Source organism: Candidatus Paralachnospira sp. LCP21S3_A2, from assembly GCF_052118925.1.
GTDB lineage: Bacteria > Bacillota > Clostridia > Lachnospirales > Lachnospiraceae > Lientehia.
Map to the genome: position 1 here is coordinate 108974 of NZ_JBQKGG010000006.1, position 16796 is coordinate 125769.

17 protein-coding genes are annotated in these 16796 nt (G+C 47.7%); 1 reads left to right on the plus strand and 16 read right to left on the minus strand.

From position 1 onward, the window contains the following. Positions 1–180: 180 nt before the first annotated feature. The 10 genes from ACTQ3K_RS06700 to ACTQ3K_RS06745 all read right to left on the minus strand — a co-directional run bounded on the left by ACTQ3K_RS06700 (position 181) and on the right by ACTQ3K_RS06745 (position 9963). Positions 181–942: a hypothetical protein gene (locus ACTQ3K_RS06700; RefSeq protein ID WP_441566688.1), complete on the minus strand. Its 762-nt coding sequence runs from the start codon at positions 940–942 to the stop codon at positions 181–183. A 5-nt stretch (positions 943–947) separates the two neighbouring features. Beyond that, entirely contained in the window at positions 948–1769 is an 822-nt protein-coding gene (locus ACTQ3K_RS06705) for a PHP-associated domain-containing protein (protein WP_441566687.1), read from the minus strand. 400 nt (positions 1770–2169) lie between these two features. Beyond that, positions 2170–3231, minus strand: a complete 1062-nt coding sequence (locus ACTQ3K_RS06710; RefSeq protein ID WP_441568119.1) for an ABC transporter substrate-binding protein — start codon at positions 3229–3231, stop codon at positions 2170–2172. Beyond that, on the minus strand, positions 3228–4010 hold the full coding sequence (locus ACTQ3K_RS06715) for an ABC transporter permease (RefSeq protein ID WP_441568118.1): 783 nt from the start codon (positions 4008–4010) through the stop codon (positions 3228–3230). The genes ACTQ3K_RS06710 and ACTQ3K_RS06715 overlap by 4 nt, the downstream gene beginning before the upstream one ends. Then, entirely contained in the window at positions 4010–4822 is an 813-nt protein-coding gene (locus ACTQ3K_RS06720) for an ABC transporter permease (protein ID WP_441568117.1), read from the minus strand. Before ACTQ3K_RS06720 ends, ACTQ3K_RS06715 begins: the two co-directional genes overlap by 1 nt. Then, positions 4815–5888 (minus strand): ABC transporter ATP-binding protein, encoded by a 1074-nt coding sequence (locus ACTQ3K_RS06725; protein WP_441568116.1) that lies wholly within the window; start codon positions 5886–5888, stop codon positions 4815–4817. Before ACTQ3K_RS06725 ends, ACTQ3K_RS06720 begins: the two co-directional genes overlap by 8 nt. Before the next feature lie 253 nt (positions 5889–6141). Next, positions 6142–6675 carry a helix-turn-helix domain-containing protein gene (locus tag ACTQ3K_RS06730; RefSeq protein ID WP_441568115.1) on the minus strand — a complete coding sequence of 178 codons (534 nt, stop codon included), beginning with the start codon at positions 6673–6675 and terminating at the stop codon, positions 6142–6144. A gap of 287 nt (positions 6676–6962) precedes the next feature. Further along, positions 6963–8447: a DUF1846 domain-containing protein gene (locus tag ACTQ3K_RS06735; protein WP_441568114.1), complete on the minus strand. Its 1485-nt coding sequence runs from the start codon at positions 8445–8447 to the stop codon at positions 6963–6965. Between the two features lie 16 nt (positions 8448–8463). After that, complete coding sequence (locus ACTQ3K_RS06740; RefSeq protein WP_441568113.1) at positions 8464–9099, minus strand: putative ABC transporter permease; 636 nt, start codon at positions 9097–9099, stop codon at positions 8464–8466. A gap of 102 nt (positions 9100–9201) precedes the next feature. After that, positions 9202–9963, minus strand: coding sequence for a class I SAM-dependent methyltransferase (locus tag ACTQ3K_RS06745; protein WP_441568112.1), 762 nt, complete (start codon positions 9961–9963; stop codon positions 9202–9204). 672 nt (positions 9964–10635) lie between these two features. Here ACTQ3K_RS06745 and ACTQ3K_RS06750 point away from each other — a divergent pair. Further along, positions 10636–11421, plus strand: a complete 786-nt coding sequence (locus ACTQ3K_RS06750) for a hypothetical protein (RefSeq protein ID WP_441568111.1) — start codon at positions 10636–10638, stop codon at positions 11419–11421. A 10-nt stretch (positions 11422–11431) separates the two neighbouring features. Here ACTQ3K_RS06750 and ACTQ3K_RS06755 read toward each other — a convergent pair whose 3' ends face one another. From ACTQ3K_RS06755 to ACTQ3K_RS06780, 6 genes are all read right to left on the minus strand, one after another. Then, positions 11432–12193 (minus strand): hypothetical protein, encoded by a 762-nt coding sequence (locus ACTQ3K_RS06755; protein ID WP_441568110.1) that lies wholly within the window; start codon positions 12191–12193, stop codon positions 11432–11434. A gap of 206 nt (positions 12194–12399) precedes the next feature. Further along, positions 12400–12993, minus strand: coding sequence for a hypothetical protein (locus tag ACTQ3K_RS06760; protein WP_441568109.1), 594 nt, complete (start codon positions 12991–12993; stop codon positions 12400–12402). Positions 12994–13081: 88 nt separating this feature from the next. Continuing rightward, positions 13082–14194, minus strand: a complete 1113-nt coding sequence (locus ACTQ3K_RS06765) for an RHS repeat-associated core domain-containing protein (RefSeq protein ID WP_441568108.1) — start codon at positions 14192–14194, stop codon at positions 13082–13084. 195 nt (positions 14195–14389) lie between these two features. Then, positions 14390–14839: a hypothetical protein gene (locus ACTQ3K_RS06770; protein WP_441568107.1), complete on the minus strand. Its 450-nt coding sequence runs from the start codon at positions 14837–14839 to the stop codon at positions 14390–14392. A 45-nt stretch (positions 14840–14884) separates the two neighbouring features. Then, positions 14885–15490 (minus strand): hypothetical protein, encoded by a 606-nt coding sequence (locus ACTQ3K_RS06775; protein ID WP_441568106.1) that lies wholly within the window; start codon positions 15488–15490, stop codon positions 14885–14887. An 89-nt stretch (positions 15491–15579) separates the two neighbouring features. Next, the coding region (locus ACTQ3K_RS06780) for an RHS repeat-associated core domain-containing protein (RefSeq protein ID WP_441578592.1) at positions 15580–16796 on the minus strand (1217 nt) is incomplete at its 5' end.

Sequence of the window (16796 nt, forward strand, 5' to 3'; positions counted from 1 at the left end):
GAAATTTTATTTAAAACAGAAGCCCCCTGTCAGGCATAAGCCTGCAGGGGGTGTTTTTGTTCACTGACACTGCACAAAACCCGGATCGGGCTTCTGTCTGCACGAAGCCCAAATCCGGGTTTATGATTATATCGTTTCTTTTTTGCTTTTAACTCCTGCTTTTTCTGCTGTCCTGCTGTCCTACTGCTGCACTTCCAGCAGGCTTGTAACCGCATATACCTCAGTTCCGTTAAAATTTAACTTTGACCAGCCATTGCTTCCGATTCCGGTTCTGGGAACAACGGTCCCTGCTGACAACGTTGCAACCACATTGTCATCATTGGCAGAATCCGGGGTACTCCGCAGATAGCACTCCTCCTTGGCCGTTACGTTATCACTGACGTCCTGGTAAGTCGGCTCCGATGCACTGGAACCGTCGGTGGAAAGATAGCTGGTAACCGCATAAAGCACCTGTCCGTTGTATTCCACTCTGGACCAGCCGTTATGACCGATTCCGGTCCGCTTTATCCAGTCTCCGTTATAAATGGTTGTCACCACATCTTCCGCTTTTTCTGTACTGGGCACACGACGCAGGTTTGTCTCGATCTTGGCAGTCACCTGCTCATCCACAATGGTAAAATACACGCCGTATTCATTGATCGTCTCACCCAGGGCAGTATTCTCGTTATTGCCTGCCGTTGTGGTACTGGGCTGGCCGGTGGTTTCCGGTGCCGTAGTCTCGGTGCTCTCGGACGGCGCTTCTGTAGACGGCGCCGTAGTCTCCTCCGAAGAAGCTGTCTCTTCCGAAGCTGCCACGGTTGACGACTTACTGCTTCCTGTCTTTCCGCCTACCGCATAGCTGATCCCGTAGGAAATTCCTCCCACCAGAACCACGATCAGGATAAATATCAGAATGCCTGCAACTTCACCATTGTCAGACAGCCACTGTCTTATTCCTCTCATCTTGCTTATTCTCCTCCATTACTTACTGCGTGTCTGTGCCTCCATCGCACCGGACGCAGCCCGATTTCCTCAAGCCGGAGCTTTCTGGCATGCTGCTTCACTACTGCCAGTCCCCGGTTGTAAACCTTCCAGCACATGCCGAGTACTGCTTTTGTGAACGGCCGCTGGATCTTCGGTTCCCGCTCTGTACCGCCGCAGGTGATCTCCGCTCTCTCCTTTACCAGCCGGATCAGATCATCGCAGCAGCTGATTTTTTCCGGAAGCTCCGTATAAGCTGTCCCGATATACGCTTCCTTATGGGAATCGGAACCGCCGAACATGGGCTTTCCGTGCATCCTGGCCAGTGCCCGCGCCTTTTCATTGGAAAAGGGCGTCTCGCAGGTATTGAATGCCTCTACAAAATCAAATTCATGGATCAGTGAGGGATCCTTTTCCAGCCTTTTCGAACACATGGCACTTAAAAACTTTGCCCCATACGGATGCGCCGGCCCCAGAATCCCACCGTACTTATGCACCACGCGGGCCAGAAGCTGTACCGGCATTCCCCGAAGCTCCAGAAGCTTTAATTCCACGTGATCCGGCATGATCACCAGGATATGCCCCGCATCCAGTGTATCATATTCAATCCCCCGGAGCACAGTAAAATTCTCCGGAGCCAGTCCTTCCTGTTTTTGTTTCAGCCACGCCCGATAACCCTTATAGCTGTTATGATCCGTGACCATCATCCCCTGAAACCCCTTCCCCTTTAAAAATCTCGCATACGACAGGACATCCACCTTTGCATCGATGGAACCCTCCTTTGTATGACAGTGGAAGTCATATTTCAACTAAAAGCCTCCTTATTTGTTATGCTCCGCCGCAGGTTTCCCGAGCGGAGTCTGTCGTTCAGTCCAGATATACTGTATCATTTTTTCCACGCCGGGTAAAGCCCTTTCGGATTTTTTAAGATTTGTTCTTTCTGCCGGGGCCACTGCCCACACTTTCCAACCGGCACATATAAAAGTTGCCTCTGAAAAGTGTGGACAGTGGCCCCGGCTCGGATGCGTTCCATCTATGGAAGAGCGGTTCTCATAAAATTCAGGCCAGACAACCGGCTCATACATAAGTTGCCTCTGTCTGGTCCGGGCAGTGAAGCCTGCTTAGATGCGAATATGCTCCAAAATAGTAACTGCCGCTTCCGAGTTGTTTCCCGGGGCGGCGGCAGTTATATTTTTCTTTATCTGATTTTTAGTTGGCGTCCTTGATCTGGAGCCACAGTTCGTTGAACAGGGCATCTCCTTCTTCTCCCAGTGTTTTAAACACTTCACAGCGGGACAGTACCTCGGCGCTGGGGTTCACAGCCTGGTTTGCGGCTGCCTCCGGATCCATCAGCTCCTGTGCACCGGTGTTGGGGGTTGCATAGGTGATATACTCAAAGTTCTTATAAGCGATCTCCGGATCATTTAAGAAGTTGATCCATGCCTCCGCATTCTCCTTGTTCTCGGCATTGGCAGGAATGACCCAGGAATCGATGAAGTAATTGCTTCCCTCCTCGGGGATCACATACTCCAGATTTTCATTGGACTCCTGAAGCTGAAGCACCTCACCGGAATAACACATGGCAATGGCTGCACTCTCGGAGATCATGGCGTCCTTGATCTGATCCATGACATAGCGCTGTACCAGAGGTTTCTGCTCCAGAAGCATATTTTTCGCCTCATCAAGCTGTGCCTCATCTGTTGTATTCAGCGAGTATCCCAGGATTTCCAGAGGTGCTGTGAACAGGTCTCTCGGGCTGTTATACATCAGGATCTCTCCGGAATAGGCCTCATTCCAGAGATCCTTCCAGCTGGTGATCTTATCGGTGATCATCTTCTTATTGTAAAGGATCCCCAGTGTTCCGTAGGTATAAGGAACGGAATACTTGTTTTCCGGATCGAAGGTTCTGGAGCCCTCCATAATAGATTCGCTCAGATACTCCATGTTGGGTATATGATCAAAATTGATCTCTGCCAGCAGGTTATTGGCAATCATCTTCTCGATCATGTAATCGGAAGGGCAGACCACATCGTAGGACACACCGCCGGCCTCGATGATGGGATACATTTCCTCATTGGTCTCGAAGGTATCATAAACAACCTTGATTCCGGTTTCTGCCTCAAACTCGGCAATCACATCTTCATCAATGTATTCACCCCAGTTGTAGACCTTCACAACACCCTTGTCTTCTTTCTTCGTTCCGCCGCAGCCGGAAAGGCCGGTCATGGCGAGTACCGCGATCATTCCTGCAGCAAGTAATCTCTTTTTCATGTCGTTTCTCCTTTGGTCGTTTTTCTCTTGGGCAGGTTCGCAATGATCAGAAGGATCAGAACCGCCAGGAACATGATGGTGGACAGTGCATATAAGCTGGGCTTGATACCCTTTCTTACCTCGCTGTAGATCAGCGTGGACAGCGTGTTAATACCGGCGCCCTTGGTAAAATGAGTGATGATAAAATCATCCAGGGACATGGTGAACGCCAGCAGAAAGCCCGACAGAATACCGGGCAGAATGTCCGGAAGGATCACCTTCCAGAACGCATAGAGCGGAGATGCTCCCAGATCCAGTGCCGCCTCATAGGTACTTTTTTCCGTCTGCTTCATCTTCGGCATGACGCTCAGCACCACATAGGGGATATTGAACGTAATATGAGCTACCAGAACTGTTCCGAAGCCAAGGCTTACGCCAAAGGCGATGAAGCAGAGCATCAGAGAAATTCCCGTTACGATATCCGCATTCATAAGCGGAATGTTATTGACCCCAAGAATCAGCGTCCGCGGCACCTTCTTCATATTATTGATCCCGATACAGGCAATCGTCCCGATGACCGTCGCGATCAGCGCCGAAACAAATGCGATGATCAGCGTGGTTCGCAGTGCCGACATGATCAGGTTACTGGAAAACATCTGCTGATACCATTTTAAACTGAAGCCGGTCCATTTGGACATATATTTGGAGCTGTTAAAGGACAGCACCATGAGCACGAGGATAGGCGCATACAGGAAAATAAACATAATCACCAGATAAAACCGTTTTAAAAACTTTCCCATCAGAATGCGGCCCCCTCTCCGTCTTTATCGTATTTTGCAAGCAGTGCCATGCTGATCAGAATGAACACCATGAGCACCAGAGACAGGCCGGAGCCTAAGTTCCAATCAGACGTAAACGTAAACTCCTGCTCAATGACATTACCAATGAGCAGCACCATGCCGCCGCCTAACAGGTTCGAAATAACGAAGGTCGTCAGCGCCGGAACGAATACCATGGTAATGCCGCTGATGACACCGGGCATGCTCATGGGGAAAATAACCTTCACAAAGGTCTGGAACGCATTTGCTCCAAGATCTCTGGCCGCCTCGATCTTATCATCTCCAATCTTCATCAGCACATTATAAATAGGCAGGACCATGAACGGCAGAAAGTTGTAGACCATGCCAAAGATAATGGCCCCCTGGGTGTTGATCAGGTTCAGGGTTGGAAGATGTAAAAATTTCAGAATGCTGTTGATGACGCCGTTCCGGTCCAGAAGCGTCTGCCACGCCATGGTCCGAAGCAGAAAATTCATCCACATGGGCAGAATGAACAGGAATACCACAAAGCTTCCCTTTCCCATATTCAGGCTTTTTAAGATCATGGCCAGCGGATAGGCCAGGATCAGGCAGATCAGCGTACTGATCAGCGACAGCTTCAGCGACCGGAGCAGTGCATTCATGCGCTCCGTAGAAGCGATCGCCATGATGTTCTCTAGGGTGAATGCTCCGGTTTTATCAGTCAGCCCGTAAAATACCACCAGGGCCAGCGGAATCAGCGTAAATCCGATCATCCAGATGATATACGGTGCTGCAAGTGTTTTTTTACTCATTGACTCCCACGGCCTCCTCGTCCTCGGATTCCGGTTTCTTCATGATCTGAATATTAAAGGGATCCACATGAATGCTCACGCCTGTACCTACCGGATAACAGGCTGTCGAGTGTACCAGCCACTCAAAGCCGCCGGCCATGACCTCCATCTCATAGTGTACACCCTTAAAGATCAGATGAGATACCACGCCGTCCAGTGTTCCCTTCCCCGGTTCCAGAAGCTCAATGTCTTCCGGACGGATCACCACATCGACCGGCTGATTCGTTCCGAATCCCACATCCACACAGGGGAATTTCACACCGAGGATCTCCACCAGCCTGTCCTCGATCATGATGCTGTCAATGATGTTGCTGTCACCGATGAAATCTGCCACAAAGGCATTCTCCGGCTCATTGTAAATGTCCTCCGGCGTTCCCATCTGCTGGATATAGCCCTGATTCATGACCACCACCGTATCGGACATGGTAAGCGCCTCCTCCTGATCATGGGTCACATAAAGGAAGGTGATCCCCAGCTCGTTTTTCAGGCGGATCAGTTCATACTGCATATCCTGGCGCAGCTTCAGATCCAACGCTCCCAGAGGCTCATCTAAAAGCAGGACCCGCGGCTCATTCACGATGGCTCTCGCGATCGCGATCCGCTGCTGCTGTCCGCCGGAAAGAGAATCAACACTCCGCTTTTCGTAGCCGTCCAGATTTACCAGCTTTAAGGCATAGGAGATCTTATCCCTAATGTACGCCTTCGACTTTCCTTTGATCTTTAATCCGAAAGCAATATTTTCCTCGATGTTCATATGGGGAAACAGGGCGTATTTCTGAAATACCGTGTTGAGCTGCCGCTTGTTTGGTGACAGGTTTGTGATATCCTTGCCGTCAAAAAGCACCCGCCCCTTGTCCGGCTTCTCGAACCCGCCGATGATCCGGAGCGTGGTCGTTTTTCCGCAGCCGCTTGGTCCTAACAGGGTCATAAATTCATTTTCCCGGATGGACAGCTCCAGGTCGTCCAGAACCATGGTATCGTCGAACGTTTTCGACACGCCCTCCAGGCGAATCAGTGGTGTACTCATAGGTTTTCTCCTCTATATGAAAATAATACGATTAATGTGATCTCGATAAGCGACGAACCATCTCAAGGCCTTCGGCCTTTTCGATGTCCTGCTTCGACAGCCGGCGTCTTCTGTTCTTCTCGATAAGCGACGATCCATCTCAAGGCCTTCGGCCTTTTCGATGTCCGTTGCACTCACATGGCAGCTGTCTGACCTGCCCTTTCCTGCAAGCAGGCGGGCAGGTCGGACAGCTGCCGCGTTCGTCGCTTATCGCTCAGAAGCTTGGTGGTGAGCTTACCCAGATCAGGGTTGCGCCGTTTTTTGATGTCAGATAATGTTTTTTATCCGGTGTGAAGTAAAAGGCTTCGCCTTTTTTCGCCCGATAGCTTTTATTTCCCAGATGGATCATGATGCTTCCCTGAAGTACATATCCGAACTCTTCTCCTTCGTGAGGAGTATCAGGGTATGTGGATCCTCCTTTTTCCAATGTCAGAAAAATCGGTTCCATGATGTTTTTCTGGGCGTTCGGTATGATCCATTCAATCTTGTTTTTCAGATCGCTGTCAATCTTTTCGAAAAAATCCTCGCTTCCGAACACGATCTGTTCTTCTGGTTCTTCCGTGAAGAACTCGTTGAGACTTGTTCCGAGGCACTGAAGAATATCCGTTAATGTGGCGATGGACGGGGAGGTCAGATTTCTCTCCAGCTGGGAAATAAATCCCTTGGACAGCTCTGCCCGATCGGCGAGTTCTTCCTGCGTCAGGTTTTTTAACACCCTCAGCTCCTTCAGTTTCTGCCCTATATCCATGATTCCCTGCCTTTCAGAAAGTCTACAATTTTAAACTCAAAGTTTAGAAATGCTAAACTCGCAAACAGATTTAATTATACATATTTCCGGGCCGCTGTCAATGGGTTTTCGTGGATTTAAATGTAAAATTTCGGAAAGACTGCAAACGGAACACGAACGCTGCTTCGCAGCTTCTGTCTGTGGCTGATGGGCGTCCCGCCCATCAGCCCAAAACGCCAAAACTCCTCACTGGCGAATATATTCGCTGTGAGGAGTTTTTACGTTTTGCCTGGCGCGCAGGACTGTTGTTACACGTGGTAAAGTTTTGAGGTCTGATATTTGGGCTCGTAGGTGATGTTGACTCCGAGGCGGCGGAAGATTTTTTCATCGACGCCGGAGAGGATTACGGTGGAATGTGCTTCGCAGTTGCGGAGCCTGGGAAGCTGATCCATCGCCAGCTGAGCTCTTGGATCGGACGCAGCGCAAATTGACAGTGCCAGAAGGACCTCATCGGTATGAAGGCGGGGATTTTTGTTTCCCAGAGCGCCGACTTTCAGCTTCTGAATCGGTTCGATAATGGAGGGGGAAATCAGCTTTACGCTGTCATCAATTCCACCCAGCTCCTTCAGTGCATTAAGCAGTACGGCAGCAGACGGCCCAAGAAGCTCGGAGGTCCGTCCGGTCACGATCCGTCCGTCCGGCAGCTCCAGAGCGGCCGCCGGCATTCCGGTAACTTCTTCTTTTAATAATGCCGGACTGACAACGATACGATCCTTTGTGGTGATACCGGCCTGTTTCATGAGAAGCTCCAGCTTATAAACCACCTGATCGTCCACAATCCCTTTCCGTTTTTCACAGAGCGCCGTATAATAACGCCGGATGATCTCCTGGCAGGAGGCCTCCCGCACTGCTTTGTCATCAAAAATACAGTTCCCGGCCATATTTACACCCATATCAGTCGGAGACTTATAAGGACAGCTTCCCACGATCTTTTCCATCATGGCTGCCAGAACCGGATAGATTTCCACATCACGATTATAATTAACGGTTGTTTCCCCGTATGCTTCCAGATGGAACGGGTCGATCATATTTACATCATCCAGATCCGCCGTAGCCGCTTCATAGGCCAGGTTAACCGGATGCTTTAAAGGTATATTCCAGATGGGAAAGGTCTCAAACTTCGCATAACCGGCCTGAATCCCGCGTTTATGCTCATGATAAAGCTGGGAAAGACAGGTTGCCATCTTTCCGCTCCCCGGTCCGGGAGCCGTCACAACGACCAATTCTCTGCTGGTCTCAATATAATCATTCTTTCCATATCCTTCCTCGCTTACGATCTTCGCCAGATTGGAAGGATATCCCTCAATGGGATAATGACGATATACGCGGACACCAAGATTCTCCAGACGCTTCTGGAACGCCTCTGCCGCCGGCTGGCCCTGAAATCTGGTAAGTACTACGCTTCCCACATACAGACCAATTCCCCGGAATTCATCGATCAGCCGGAGTACATCGGAATCATAGGTAATTCCCAGATCTCCACGCACCTTGTTTTTTTCGATATCCGCAGCACCGATTGCCATGACGATTTCCACCTGTTCCTTAATCTGGAGCAGCATCCGAAGCTTGCTGTCCGGCTGAAAACCGGGAAGCACTCTGGCCGCATGGTAATCATCAAACAGTTTTCCGCCGAATTCCAGATACAGCTTTCCGCCAAACTGAGAGATCCGTTCCCGAATCCGCTCCGACTGCATCTGAAGATACTTTTCATTGTCAAATCCCTGTTTTTTCATTTCATCTTCCCCTCTGTTATTTTCTCAGTATGATCTTCCATTTCAAATAGAAATTTCTCTTTTTAATCATCATGCCAAAGCTCACAAAAAAATCCGACAGCATGATCACCATCAGCACCACACTGACAATCCGGATAATCCGGTAATCCATTCTTGAGATCAGCCGGATCATCGGCTCAAACACATGCCCCATAAACAGCGTGATCATAGACGCAAATGCGATGCTGGTCGGAATTGAGGTATACTTGGTAATATGAAGCGGAATCGCCGAATAATTCCAGTATTCGATTCCACATAAATATTCTACTGCAATACCAAGAATAATCTCTCCCACGCACACAAACAACATGGCGCATAAAAAGTACAGCAGATCGTTTCGATTTTTCTTCTGTCGTTTTCTCATAGACTCCGGAAGACTCATCTTCTGAGGTGTTCCGAGAAGAAAATAAATTGCCAGCACCAGCATACCGTAGCCCAGCAGGAACGGAGTATTCATATTTCGGTTATTGATATACCCCTTTGTCAGCGCCAGCCACAGATTTTCCACCACAAATCCCAGAAATGAGATCAGCGCTGCCATCAGTCCAAGTACATAAATATCCAGACCATGAATGGACCAGACTCCTTTGTTTGCTTTTTCATTTCTTTCCATTGCAAATCATCTCCTCCCATACTTTATCATGTTATGGGGAAAATGACAATGCAATTCTTCCGGAAACAGCCGGAACAGTTGGAGCCGGTACTGATAAAACCGTTATGGCTTCTCAGCCCGGATCATAAACATCGGTGTATTTCCATATAATAACTGCTCTTTTTCGTCCCACAGCTCCTCAGTAATATCACGTTCCGTACAAATGTTGACATAACCAAGTCCCTCCAGCAAACCAAGATCCCAGTCAGGACGCTGCTTCGTTCCCAGAACATGCTCCCCCTCCAGATCCTTCTTTCTGCGTTCTTCTTTGTTCTTCGTTTTCGTATCAAAGGCATCACCATAACGTTGAACACACGCCTCCTGGCGGCGGAGACTTTCTTCATGAACCGCAGGATCCGTCTTCATCAGATGCCAGTTTGCATCAAAAATCAAAAGAATACCCTCCGGCTTCAGTACCCGCAGCCACTGTGCATAAACTGTTTTATGCTCACGAAGGGCATGGGTCACATTACGGCTGATGATAAGGTCAAAGGTATTGTCCGGAAATTCCAGGTGATGGCAGTCCATGGCTCGAAATTCCGGATGAACGCCATAAGCTGCCGCCTTCCGCTCTGCCTCCAAAAGCATTCCTTCTGCTCCATCGATTCCAATGACCTCATGACCGGCAAGACTTAACAGAATCGTGAAAAATCCCGGCCCGCAGCCCGTATCCAGAATTTTTAACTTTTTTCCAGACGGTACCTGCTCCAGAATCTTTCGCCTCCAGGCCTCCGCCCGAAAGCTGTTCAGCTCATCGTCAATGATAGCACTGTAATTTTCCGAGTTATCCGACCATTCTTTGTTGATCTCCTGCTGTGTCCGCATGACGCTTCCTCTCTTTTCTTCTATAACACCACTTTACAAGTTTTAATAATAAAGCTCTTCTTTTAATTTTTCACTTTCTATAACATCTCTTTCAGGTTACATTATAACATGTAACGGAGAAAAAGATGGTTGTCGTTAGCCATCTTTTTTTCTTTTTTCAGATAAATTTCAGGGAGGGCAGACTCGTTGTGAGTCATACCCTCCCTGCTTTGGAACTATCTATTTCCCGACTCCCCTTTACTTTCAGAAAAAAGAATGGAAGATGAGAGAAAAACAAAAAACATATATTTCCGCAAGCAAGTTATAAAAATACAGGAATTAATTAATATAATACTTCGCAAATCGAAAACAATATGGTAGTATATAATTGAAAATTAAATTTAATCTTGAAACGCGTTTTGAGAAGAGAACAATGAAAATCAAAGAGTTACCAATTACGGAATGAACAATCCTGAAGAGGCATATCTGGAATCAATTATGGGATACTTCTGCATTTTGCTGACTTCCATAACCGGAAGTGTCGCTTATGGTTGTGGAAGGTGCTGGAGCTATTTTTAGAACGATATAGAAATATAACTGGCTGGTATTTTCGGCAAAGTTAGTTGTAATCTTCTGGTTGGTGCTTATTGTTTTTTACGCTTTAAATATGCATCTTATAATGGAGGTGAAGCTATGAAAAGCATTATCAATATCCGTAATTCATTTTTGTTTCTCGTAGGAATTGTTTTTATCTGTTGTAGTTGTGGGAAATCAAAACAATCTGACATCTCTACAGAACGTGTTCTTGACGAAGAAATAAGAATAACAACTATTGCTGAAACAACGGAAATACCACAGGAAGAGGCGGAAACATTACCACTTAAAAATCCAGATATTCTATATGAATCTAAAATGGCCGAAGATATCATTACTACGTTTCCTGATATATCAGAAAAAGAAGACTGGTATGGTGACTATCAGCTTGTAGAATATGTACGACCGCATTTCGGTTTTCAACCAAATCCTGATAAAAGTCAGCGACAAAGAATTTTAGATATTCAAAAACAGACTATTATATCGTTAAACGAAAATTCTATTAAAAGGTTTGGTCCTGTCAACAAAGAAGACGAATTTTTTGCAGAGTATAAATTTGACCATTATATACAAGAAGTGCCCATTGTTTTAAAATATACCACTCTCGATGAGGAACTTCTGGAAAGTATGATGGTTCGATGGGGAAGAGAATACCATCTTGACGGGACTGCAGTGGATTTCTCAGAATGGGCTTTTGGCGATGAAGAATTTTTTTCAAATATAGATTTTCGAATCAGCAATTATCAAAATTGTAATATTTTAGTTTTTTATAAAGAACAGAATCCTTCTTCTGTCAAAGAAATTGAATACTGGATAGATGCTGGCAATGGAGTTATATATTCACTTACCGATCAAATGATTTCTAAATTGCAGCGTCTAAGATAGCATACGATTATCACTGTGGAGTCGCAAATATTTTGGGCTGTTCTCCTCCCCCTGCCCCGTACCGGTAGCCGGTCGTTGTCTTTTCCCTGTCGATCAGGCTCACCAGCCGGGCGGTCCGCGCCCTGGTGTCATACCCTAACTCCAGGGACTGCCCGCGGCTGGTCGCCATCCGCACGACCCGCCCCAGGGGATCGTAGTCAAAGAAATACCTGGCCTGGTCCAGGAGGTCTTCATGGAAGATCTCATTCCCGGCGCTGTCATACTGATACGTAAATATTTTTGTCCCGTTATGGGAAATGCTTTCCAGCTCCTCACGGGCATTGTACGCATACGAGACCGTATCCCCGTTTGCATATGCCTGGCCTGTAACAGACCCGTTCGCCGGCTGGTACGTTTCCGTAAGGATCGTGTTCCCGCCGGCCGCTGTCCCGGTCTTTTTCCCATACGCATCATACGTGAACGTATAGAAAAACCCGTTATGGCCGATGGCGGACAGACGGTTCCCCTCATACTGATACGTGATGGATGCCTCATGGCTGCCGCCGTTCCCGTCCGTGACGGTTTCTGCAGTCTTCGTGATCCGGTCCCGGTTATCATACGCATAGGTGACCGTCCGCCCTTCCGTATCCGTGGTCCCGGTGAGCAGCCGCCCGGCAGAGCTTCCGTTCCAGTGTGCATCGGAAGGAGTTCCGTCCCAACCGTATTCGGAATCGACCGTCCACACATTGGGGACATTCCCGCTCTGATTTCCCTGTCCCTTTAAGAATACCACATCGGACGTCCTTGCGAAAGCAGAAAGTGTATCGGTTCCCTCAGGAAGACATGTCTTATCTCTTACTTATACTCCCGAATCTATACGTACTTCCCACTCTTTCATTTTTTGAACATATAACGAAAACTGATTCCAGTTTTTCCCCTTACTTCTTTCGTTCAAAAAACATGGTAGGTTGTATCGATGTTCTTATTATTTTCTGGATATTACTCCGGCATCTCCAACTCCACGCCCCATTCTTCCATCTTCTGAAGGAACTCTTCCTTATCCACTTCAAATAAATCAGTATAATATGCCCACTTCTTTTTACACTCTTCATTCCGGAAACAAATCCATACCGTTGAAAACACATACCACGTCAAAAACGATCTAGTCTCTGCAGGCCGATACTTTTTTGAATGTTTTACCGGTACTTTTGAAAAAACAGCGCCTTCTTCATAAGGTGTTACAGGTGCCCATGAATTATACTGATCTGAATACCTCTCTATCTTTTTTACCGGATACTCCTCCCAGCTATATCTTCGTTTTATCCATAAAAATGAAATCATACACCCCTCTTTCGTTAATTCAATTTTTCTTCCGAAATCAATCAAATAAAGTACAGCAACAAGATATATTAAGTGTATCAACAGAATTACTAAAATTGATCCCATGACCTCAGCCCTATTCTCAAGCTTAATAGATGTAATAATTTTCTTTATTACAAGTGTTTCTAAATAATTAGCTATCCAAATCATGGGGAACATTACAATTGAATAAATCACATTTGCTTTTATTTTTATTCCATTGTTTTCCTCCATCTGGTTTCCTTTCTTCTCAGACGATAGAATTCCTGCGTATTTTTCACACGCAGGAATCCTCCTTCATTTCATCTTCTTATGACATGTCCTATACTTTTACATAATAGTATCTCCACTGTCTCAGTGCTCTGTTCCAGTATCTCCTTTGTTCAAAACGCTGGCGGCTTTTTGATGTTTTACTCTTAGCTTTTGAGACTTTCGTTGTCTCCGTTTTCTTCTTTGAAGACCCGGATGTTCTTGGCCTGGTAAGTGCCGCTACCGAACAATTATAACCAACGCTGAAAACCCCATCCGCCGCGATTTTTGACACCTCGGTTCCAATCTTAGTAGTTTTTTTCAATCCTGCCAGGTTACTGAACGTTGCATAGGTTCCGACCGCAGTTGTTACCCCAATCGCTATGGACGCCCCTATGGATCTTCCATCAGCGTAATAGCTCTTTATACCAGTAAATATACCACCAAATGCTGCACCATACCCAGCATTCCACGCGGCAAGTGCTCCTGTTCCCGCCGCAATCGCCGCATCGACCCAGGTATATTTTTGTCCGGTAGAGGCTGCTGCGATCGCAGTTGACGCCACATTAACAACTGCCCCGACAAGCATCGTTGCTGCCAGCAGTAACCCTTCGCCTTCCTCATCCTGATACTTCACCGGATTGTTCGCGCAGTACGCATACAGGTTTCCTTTTAACAGCCCGGCATTGTCATCCATCTGCCAGTCTGCATTCAGAAACCGTCCGGTCTCCGGATCGTAGTACCGGCTGTTCAGGTAGTAAAGCCCGCTCTCGCTGTCATAGTAGTACCCGCGGTACCGTAAGGGATTGACTGCTCCAATGCTGTCCGCCATCTCCCCGGTGCAGGAAAGGAGCTTTCCCCAGGAATCATACCGGTAGCCTGCCACCTGGGTTCCTTCACTGTCCAGGATCCCGACAACATCTCCCTGAAGGTTCAGGATATAATAGTAGACCGTTCCATTCTTCTTGAAGCCCAGCGGCAGGCCGTTGGCATCATAGAAGAAGTCCAGGCGCGTGCTCCCCTTCTTCTGGGTCAGCAGGGTCGTCCCGTTCCGGTAGTACCGGGTCACTCCGCTCTCATCCGCTTTTGTCATCCGGTATCCGTCTTCATCGTAGGTGTAGGTGGTCGTTCTTCCGCCTGCCGTAAGGCTTTTCAGTTCCCGGCCATGCTGCCAGCCAAAGGCCATGCCGTCCCGGTAGGATAAGGGATTTCCGATGGCATCATAGGTGATCGTCTGGCCGTCATACTCTGTCAGCTGATCCTTCCAGCCCTCAGCCCCGTATCCGTAGGAAATCGTCGTTTCCGGCTCGCCAAGCGTCCCCGTGGTATACGGATAGATCCGTTCCTCCGTCCGGTTCCCGCCTGCGTCATAGGAAAACCGTTAAACGGCCCCGTCCGAGTTCTTTGCCTCCGTCAGGTTGTTCCAGCTGTCGTAGGTATAGGAAAAATCCGTCCCGTCCGGGCTCACCATCCCCGACAGGTTTCCATTCCCGTCATACCGGAACTTACTCTGTTCCGCCGCGCTCTTCACATCCGTCAGGTTCCCGTCATTGTCGTAGACGTAAGTCTCTCCTTCATCCTTCGTGAGCTGGACCCCGTCAAACCAGGCCGCATTACACTGGTCATCATACACGATCCGGATATGGATGGCATAATAACGGTTTTGGGTTCCCGCATCCCCGTCATCGGTAGTGAACACCCCGCCGCCGTACTGCCAGCCTTTTACATAAGGGTCAAAGTCGAACCGGTGGGATCTTGTCGTCCCGTTGCTGTAGCAGACCTGGGCCTCCAGGTAAAATCCTTTTCCGGGACTGCATCCGCATACGCCCATGCCGAAAGGCTGTAGCAGTCGCCCTCCTGCATAAATTTGAACAAATTACTTCTCTATGCTCTCCGGCTTCTCCAGTTCCACTCCCCATTCTTCCATCTTCTGAAGAAATTCTTCCTTATCTACTTCAAACCATCCTGTGTTATATGACCACTTCTTTTTACACTCTTCATTCCGAAAACAAACCCATACAGTCGAAAACACATATCGTGTTAAATAAGATCTCATATCAACTGGCCGGTATCGTTTGGAACGCTTTACCGGTACTTTTGAAAAAACGGCTCCCTCATCATACGGTGTATCCGGTGCCCAGATACTACGATATTTTGAATATCGCTCTACTTTTTTTATCGGATATCCCTCCCAGCTATATTTTCGTCTTATCCACAAAAATGAAATAATACAGCCTTCTTTCGTTAGTTCAATTTTTCTTCCTATATTAATCGAATCAAAAGTTAAAAAAAGAAATATTAGATGAAACAAAAAAATAAAAAAAATTGACTCCCACATCTCTGTCTTGTCACCTATTTTAATATTTACAATCAACGTTTTAACTGTCGATGCATTCATATAAGCAACCATTCCCAACACAACCAGCGACATAATTGAATAAATCGCATATGTTTTTATTTTTATTCCATTGTTTTCCTCCATCTGTTTTTCTCCGTTCTTCTCAGACGATAGGATTCCTGCGTGTAAAAACACGCAGGAATCCTATCATTTTCAGCTTCTTATGACGTATTCTATACTTTTACATAATAGTATCTCCATTGTCTCAATGCTCTGTTCCAGTATCTCCTTTGCTCAAAACGCTGCCGGCTTTTCGATGTTTTGCTCTTAGCTTTTGAGACTTTCGTTGTCTCTGTTTTTCTTTTTGAAGAACCCGATTTCGGCTTGGTAAATGCCGCCGCTATCATATTATAACCAACGCTGAAAATCCCATCCGTTGCGATTGCTGTCATCTTTGCTCCAATATTAGTTTGGGGCAATTTCGCCATGTTACTGAACGTTGCCAAAGTTCCAATCGCTGTAGTTACTCCAATCGCTACAGATTCTCCCATGGATCTCCCATCTTTCCGACTTTTCCACGCAGTCGCTATTCCTCCAAAAATCGCTGCACCAACAGCTCCTATTCTTGATGCCCCTATCGCTCCTGTTCCCGCCGCAATCGCCGCATCGGCCCAGGTGTATTTTTGTCCGGTAGTAGCCGCTGCGATTGCAGTTGACGCCACATTAACAACTGCTCCTACAAGCATCGTTGCTGCTGTCAGCAGCCATTCTCCTGCCTCATCCAGATTTTTCACTGGATTGTTCGCGCAGTACACATACAGGTTTCCTTTTAACAGCCCGGCGTTGTCATCCATCTGCCAGTCTGCATTCAGGAACCGTCCGGTCTCCGGATCGTAGTACCGGCTGTTCAGGTAATACAGCCCGCTCTCGCTGTCATAGTAGTACCCGCGGTACCGTAAGGGGTTGACTGCCCCAATGCTGTCCGCCAGCTCCCCGGTGCAGGAAAGGAGCTTTCCCCAGGAATCATACCGGTAGCCTGCCACCTGGGTTCCTTCACTGTCCAGGATCCCGACAACATCTCCCTGAAGGTTCAGGATATAATAGTAGACCGTTCCATTCTTCTTGAAGCCCAGCGGCAGGCCGTTGGCATCATAGAAGAAGTCCAGGCGCGTGCTCCCCTTCTTCTGGGTCAGCAGGGTCGTTCCGTTCCGGTAGTACCGGGTCACTCCGCTCTCATCCGCCTTCGTCATCCGGTAACCGTCTTCATCGTAGGTATAGGTGGTCGTTCTTCCGCCTGCCGTAAGGCTTTTCAGTTCCCGGCCATGCTGCCAGCCAAAGGCCATGCCGTCCCGGTAGGATAAGGGATTTCCGATGGCATCATAGGTGATCGTCTGGCCGTCATACTCTGTCAGCTGATCCTTCCAGCCCTCAGCCCCGTATCCGTAGGAAA

Bases quoted from the DNA above. Each gene is read 5' to 3' on its own strand.
- ACTQ3K_RS06700 (WP_441566688.1), bottom strand. From the start codon at position 942: ATGAGAGGAATAAGACAGTGGCTGTCTGACAATGGTGAAGTTGCAGGC.
- ACTQ3K_RS06710 (WP_441568119.1), bottom strand. From the start codon at position 3,231: ATGAAAAAGAGATTACTTGCTGCAGGAATGATCGCGGTACTCGCCATG.
- ACTQ3K_RS06715 (WP_441568118.1), bottom strand. From the start codon at position 4,010: ATGGGAAAGTTTTTAAAACGGTTTTATCTGGTGATTATGTTTATTTTC.
- ACTQ3K_RS06720 (WP_441568117.1), bottom strand. From the start codon at position 4,822: ATGAGTAAAAAAACACTTGCAGCACCGTATATCATCTGGATGATCGGA.
- ACTQ3K_RS06725 (WP_441568116.1), bottom strand. From the start codon at position 5,888: ATGAGTACACCACTGATTCGCCTGGAGGGCGTGTCGAAAACGTTCGAC.
- ACTQ3K_RS06730 (WP_441568115.1), bottom strand. From the start codon at position 6,675: ATGGATATAGGGCAGAAACTGAAGGAGCTGAGGGTGTTAAAAAACCTG.
- ACTQ3K_RS06735 (WP_441568114.1), bottom strand. From the start codon at position 8,447: ATGAAAAAACAGGGATTTGACAATGAAAAGTATCTTCAGATGCAGTCG.
- ACTQ3K_RS06740 (WP_441568113.1), bottom strand. From the start codon at position 9,099: ATGGAAAGAAATGAAAAAGCAAACAAAGGAGTCTGGTCCATTCATGGT.
- ACTQ3K_RS06745 (WP_441568112.1), bottom strand. From the start codon at position 9,963: ATGCGGACACAGCAGGAGATCAACAAAGAATGGTCGGATAACTCGGAA.
- ACTQ3K_RS06750 (WP_441568111.1), top strand. From the start codon at position 10,636: ATGAAAAGCATTATCAATATCCGTAATTCATTTTTGTTTCTCGTAGGA.
- ACTQ3K_RS06760 (WP_441568109.1), bottom strand. From the start codon at position 12,993: ATGGAGGAAAACAATGGAATAAAAATAAAAGCAAATGTGATTTATTCA.
- ACTQ3K_RS06765 (WP_441568108.1), bottom strand. From the start codon at position 14,194: ATGGCCTTTGGCTGGCAGCATGGCCGGGAACTGAAAAGCCTTACGGCA.
- ACTQ3K_RS06770 (WP_441568107.1), bottom strand. From the start codon at position 14,839: ATGGGCGTATGCGGATGCAGTCCCGGAAAAGGATTTTACCTGGAGGCC.
- ACTQ3K_RS06775 (WP_441568106.1), bottom strand. From the start codon at position 15,490: ATGGAGGAAAACAATGGAATAAAAATAAAAACATATGCGATTTATTCA.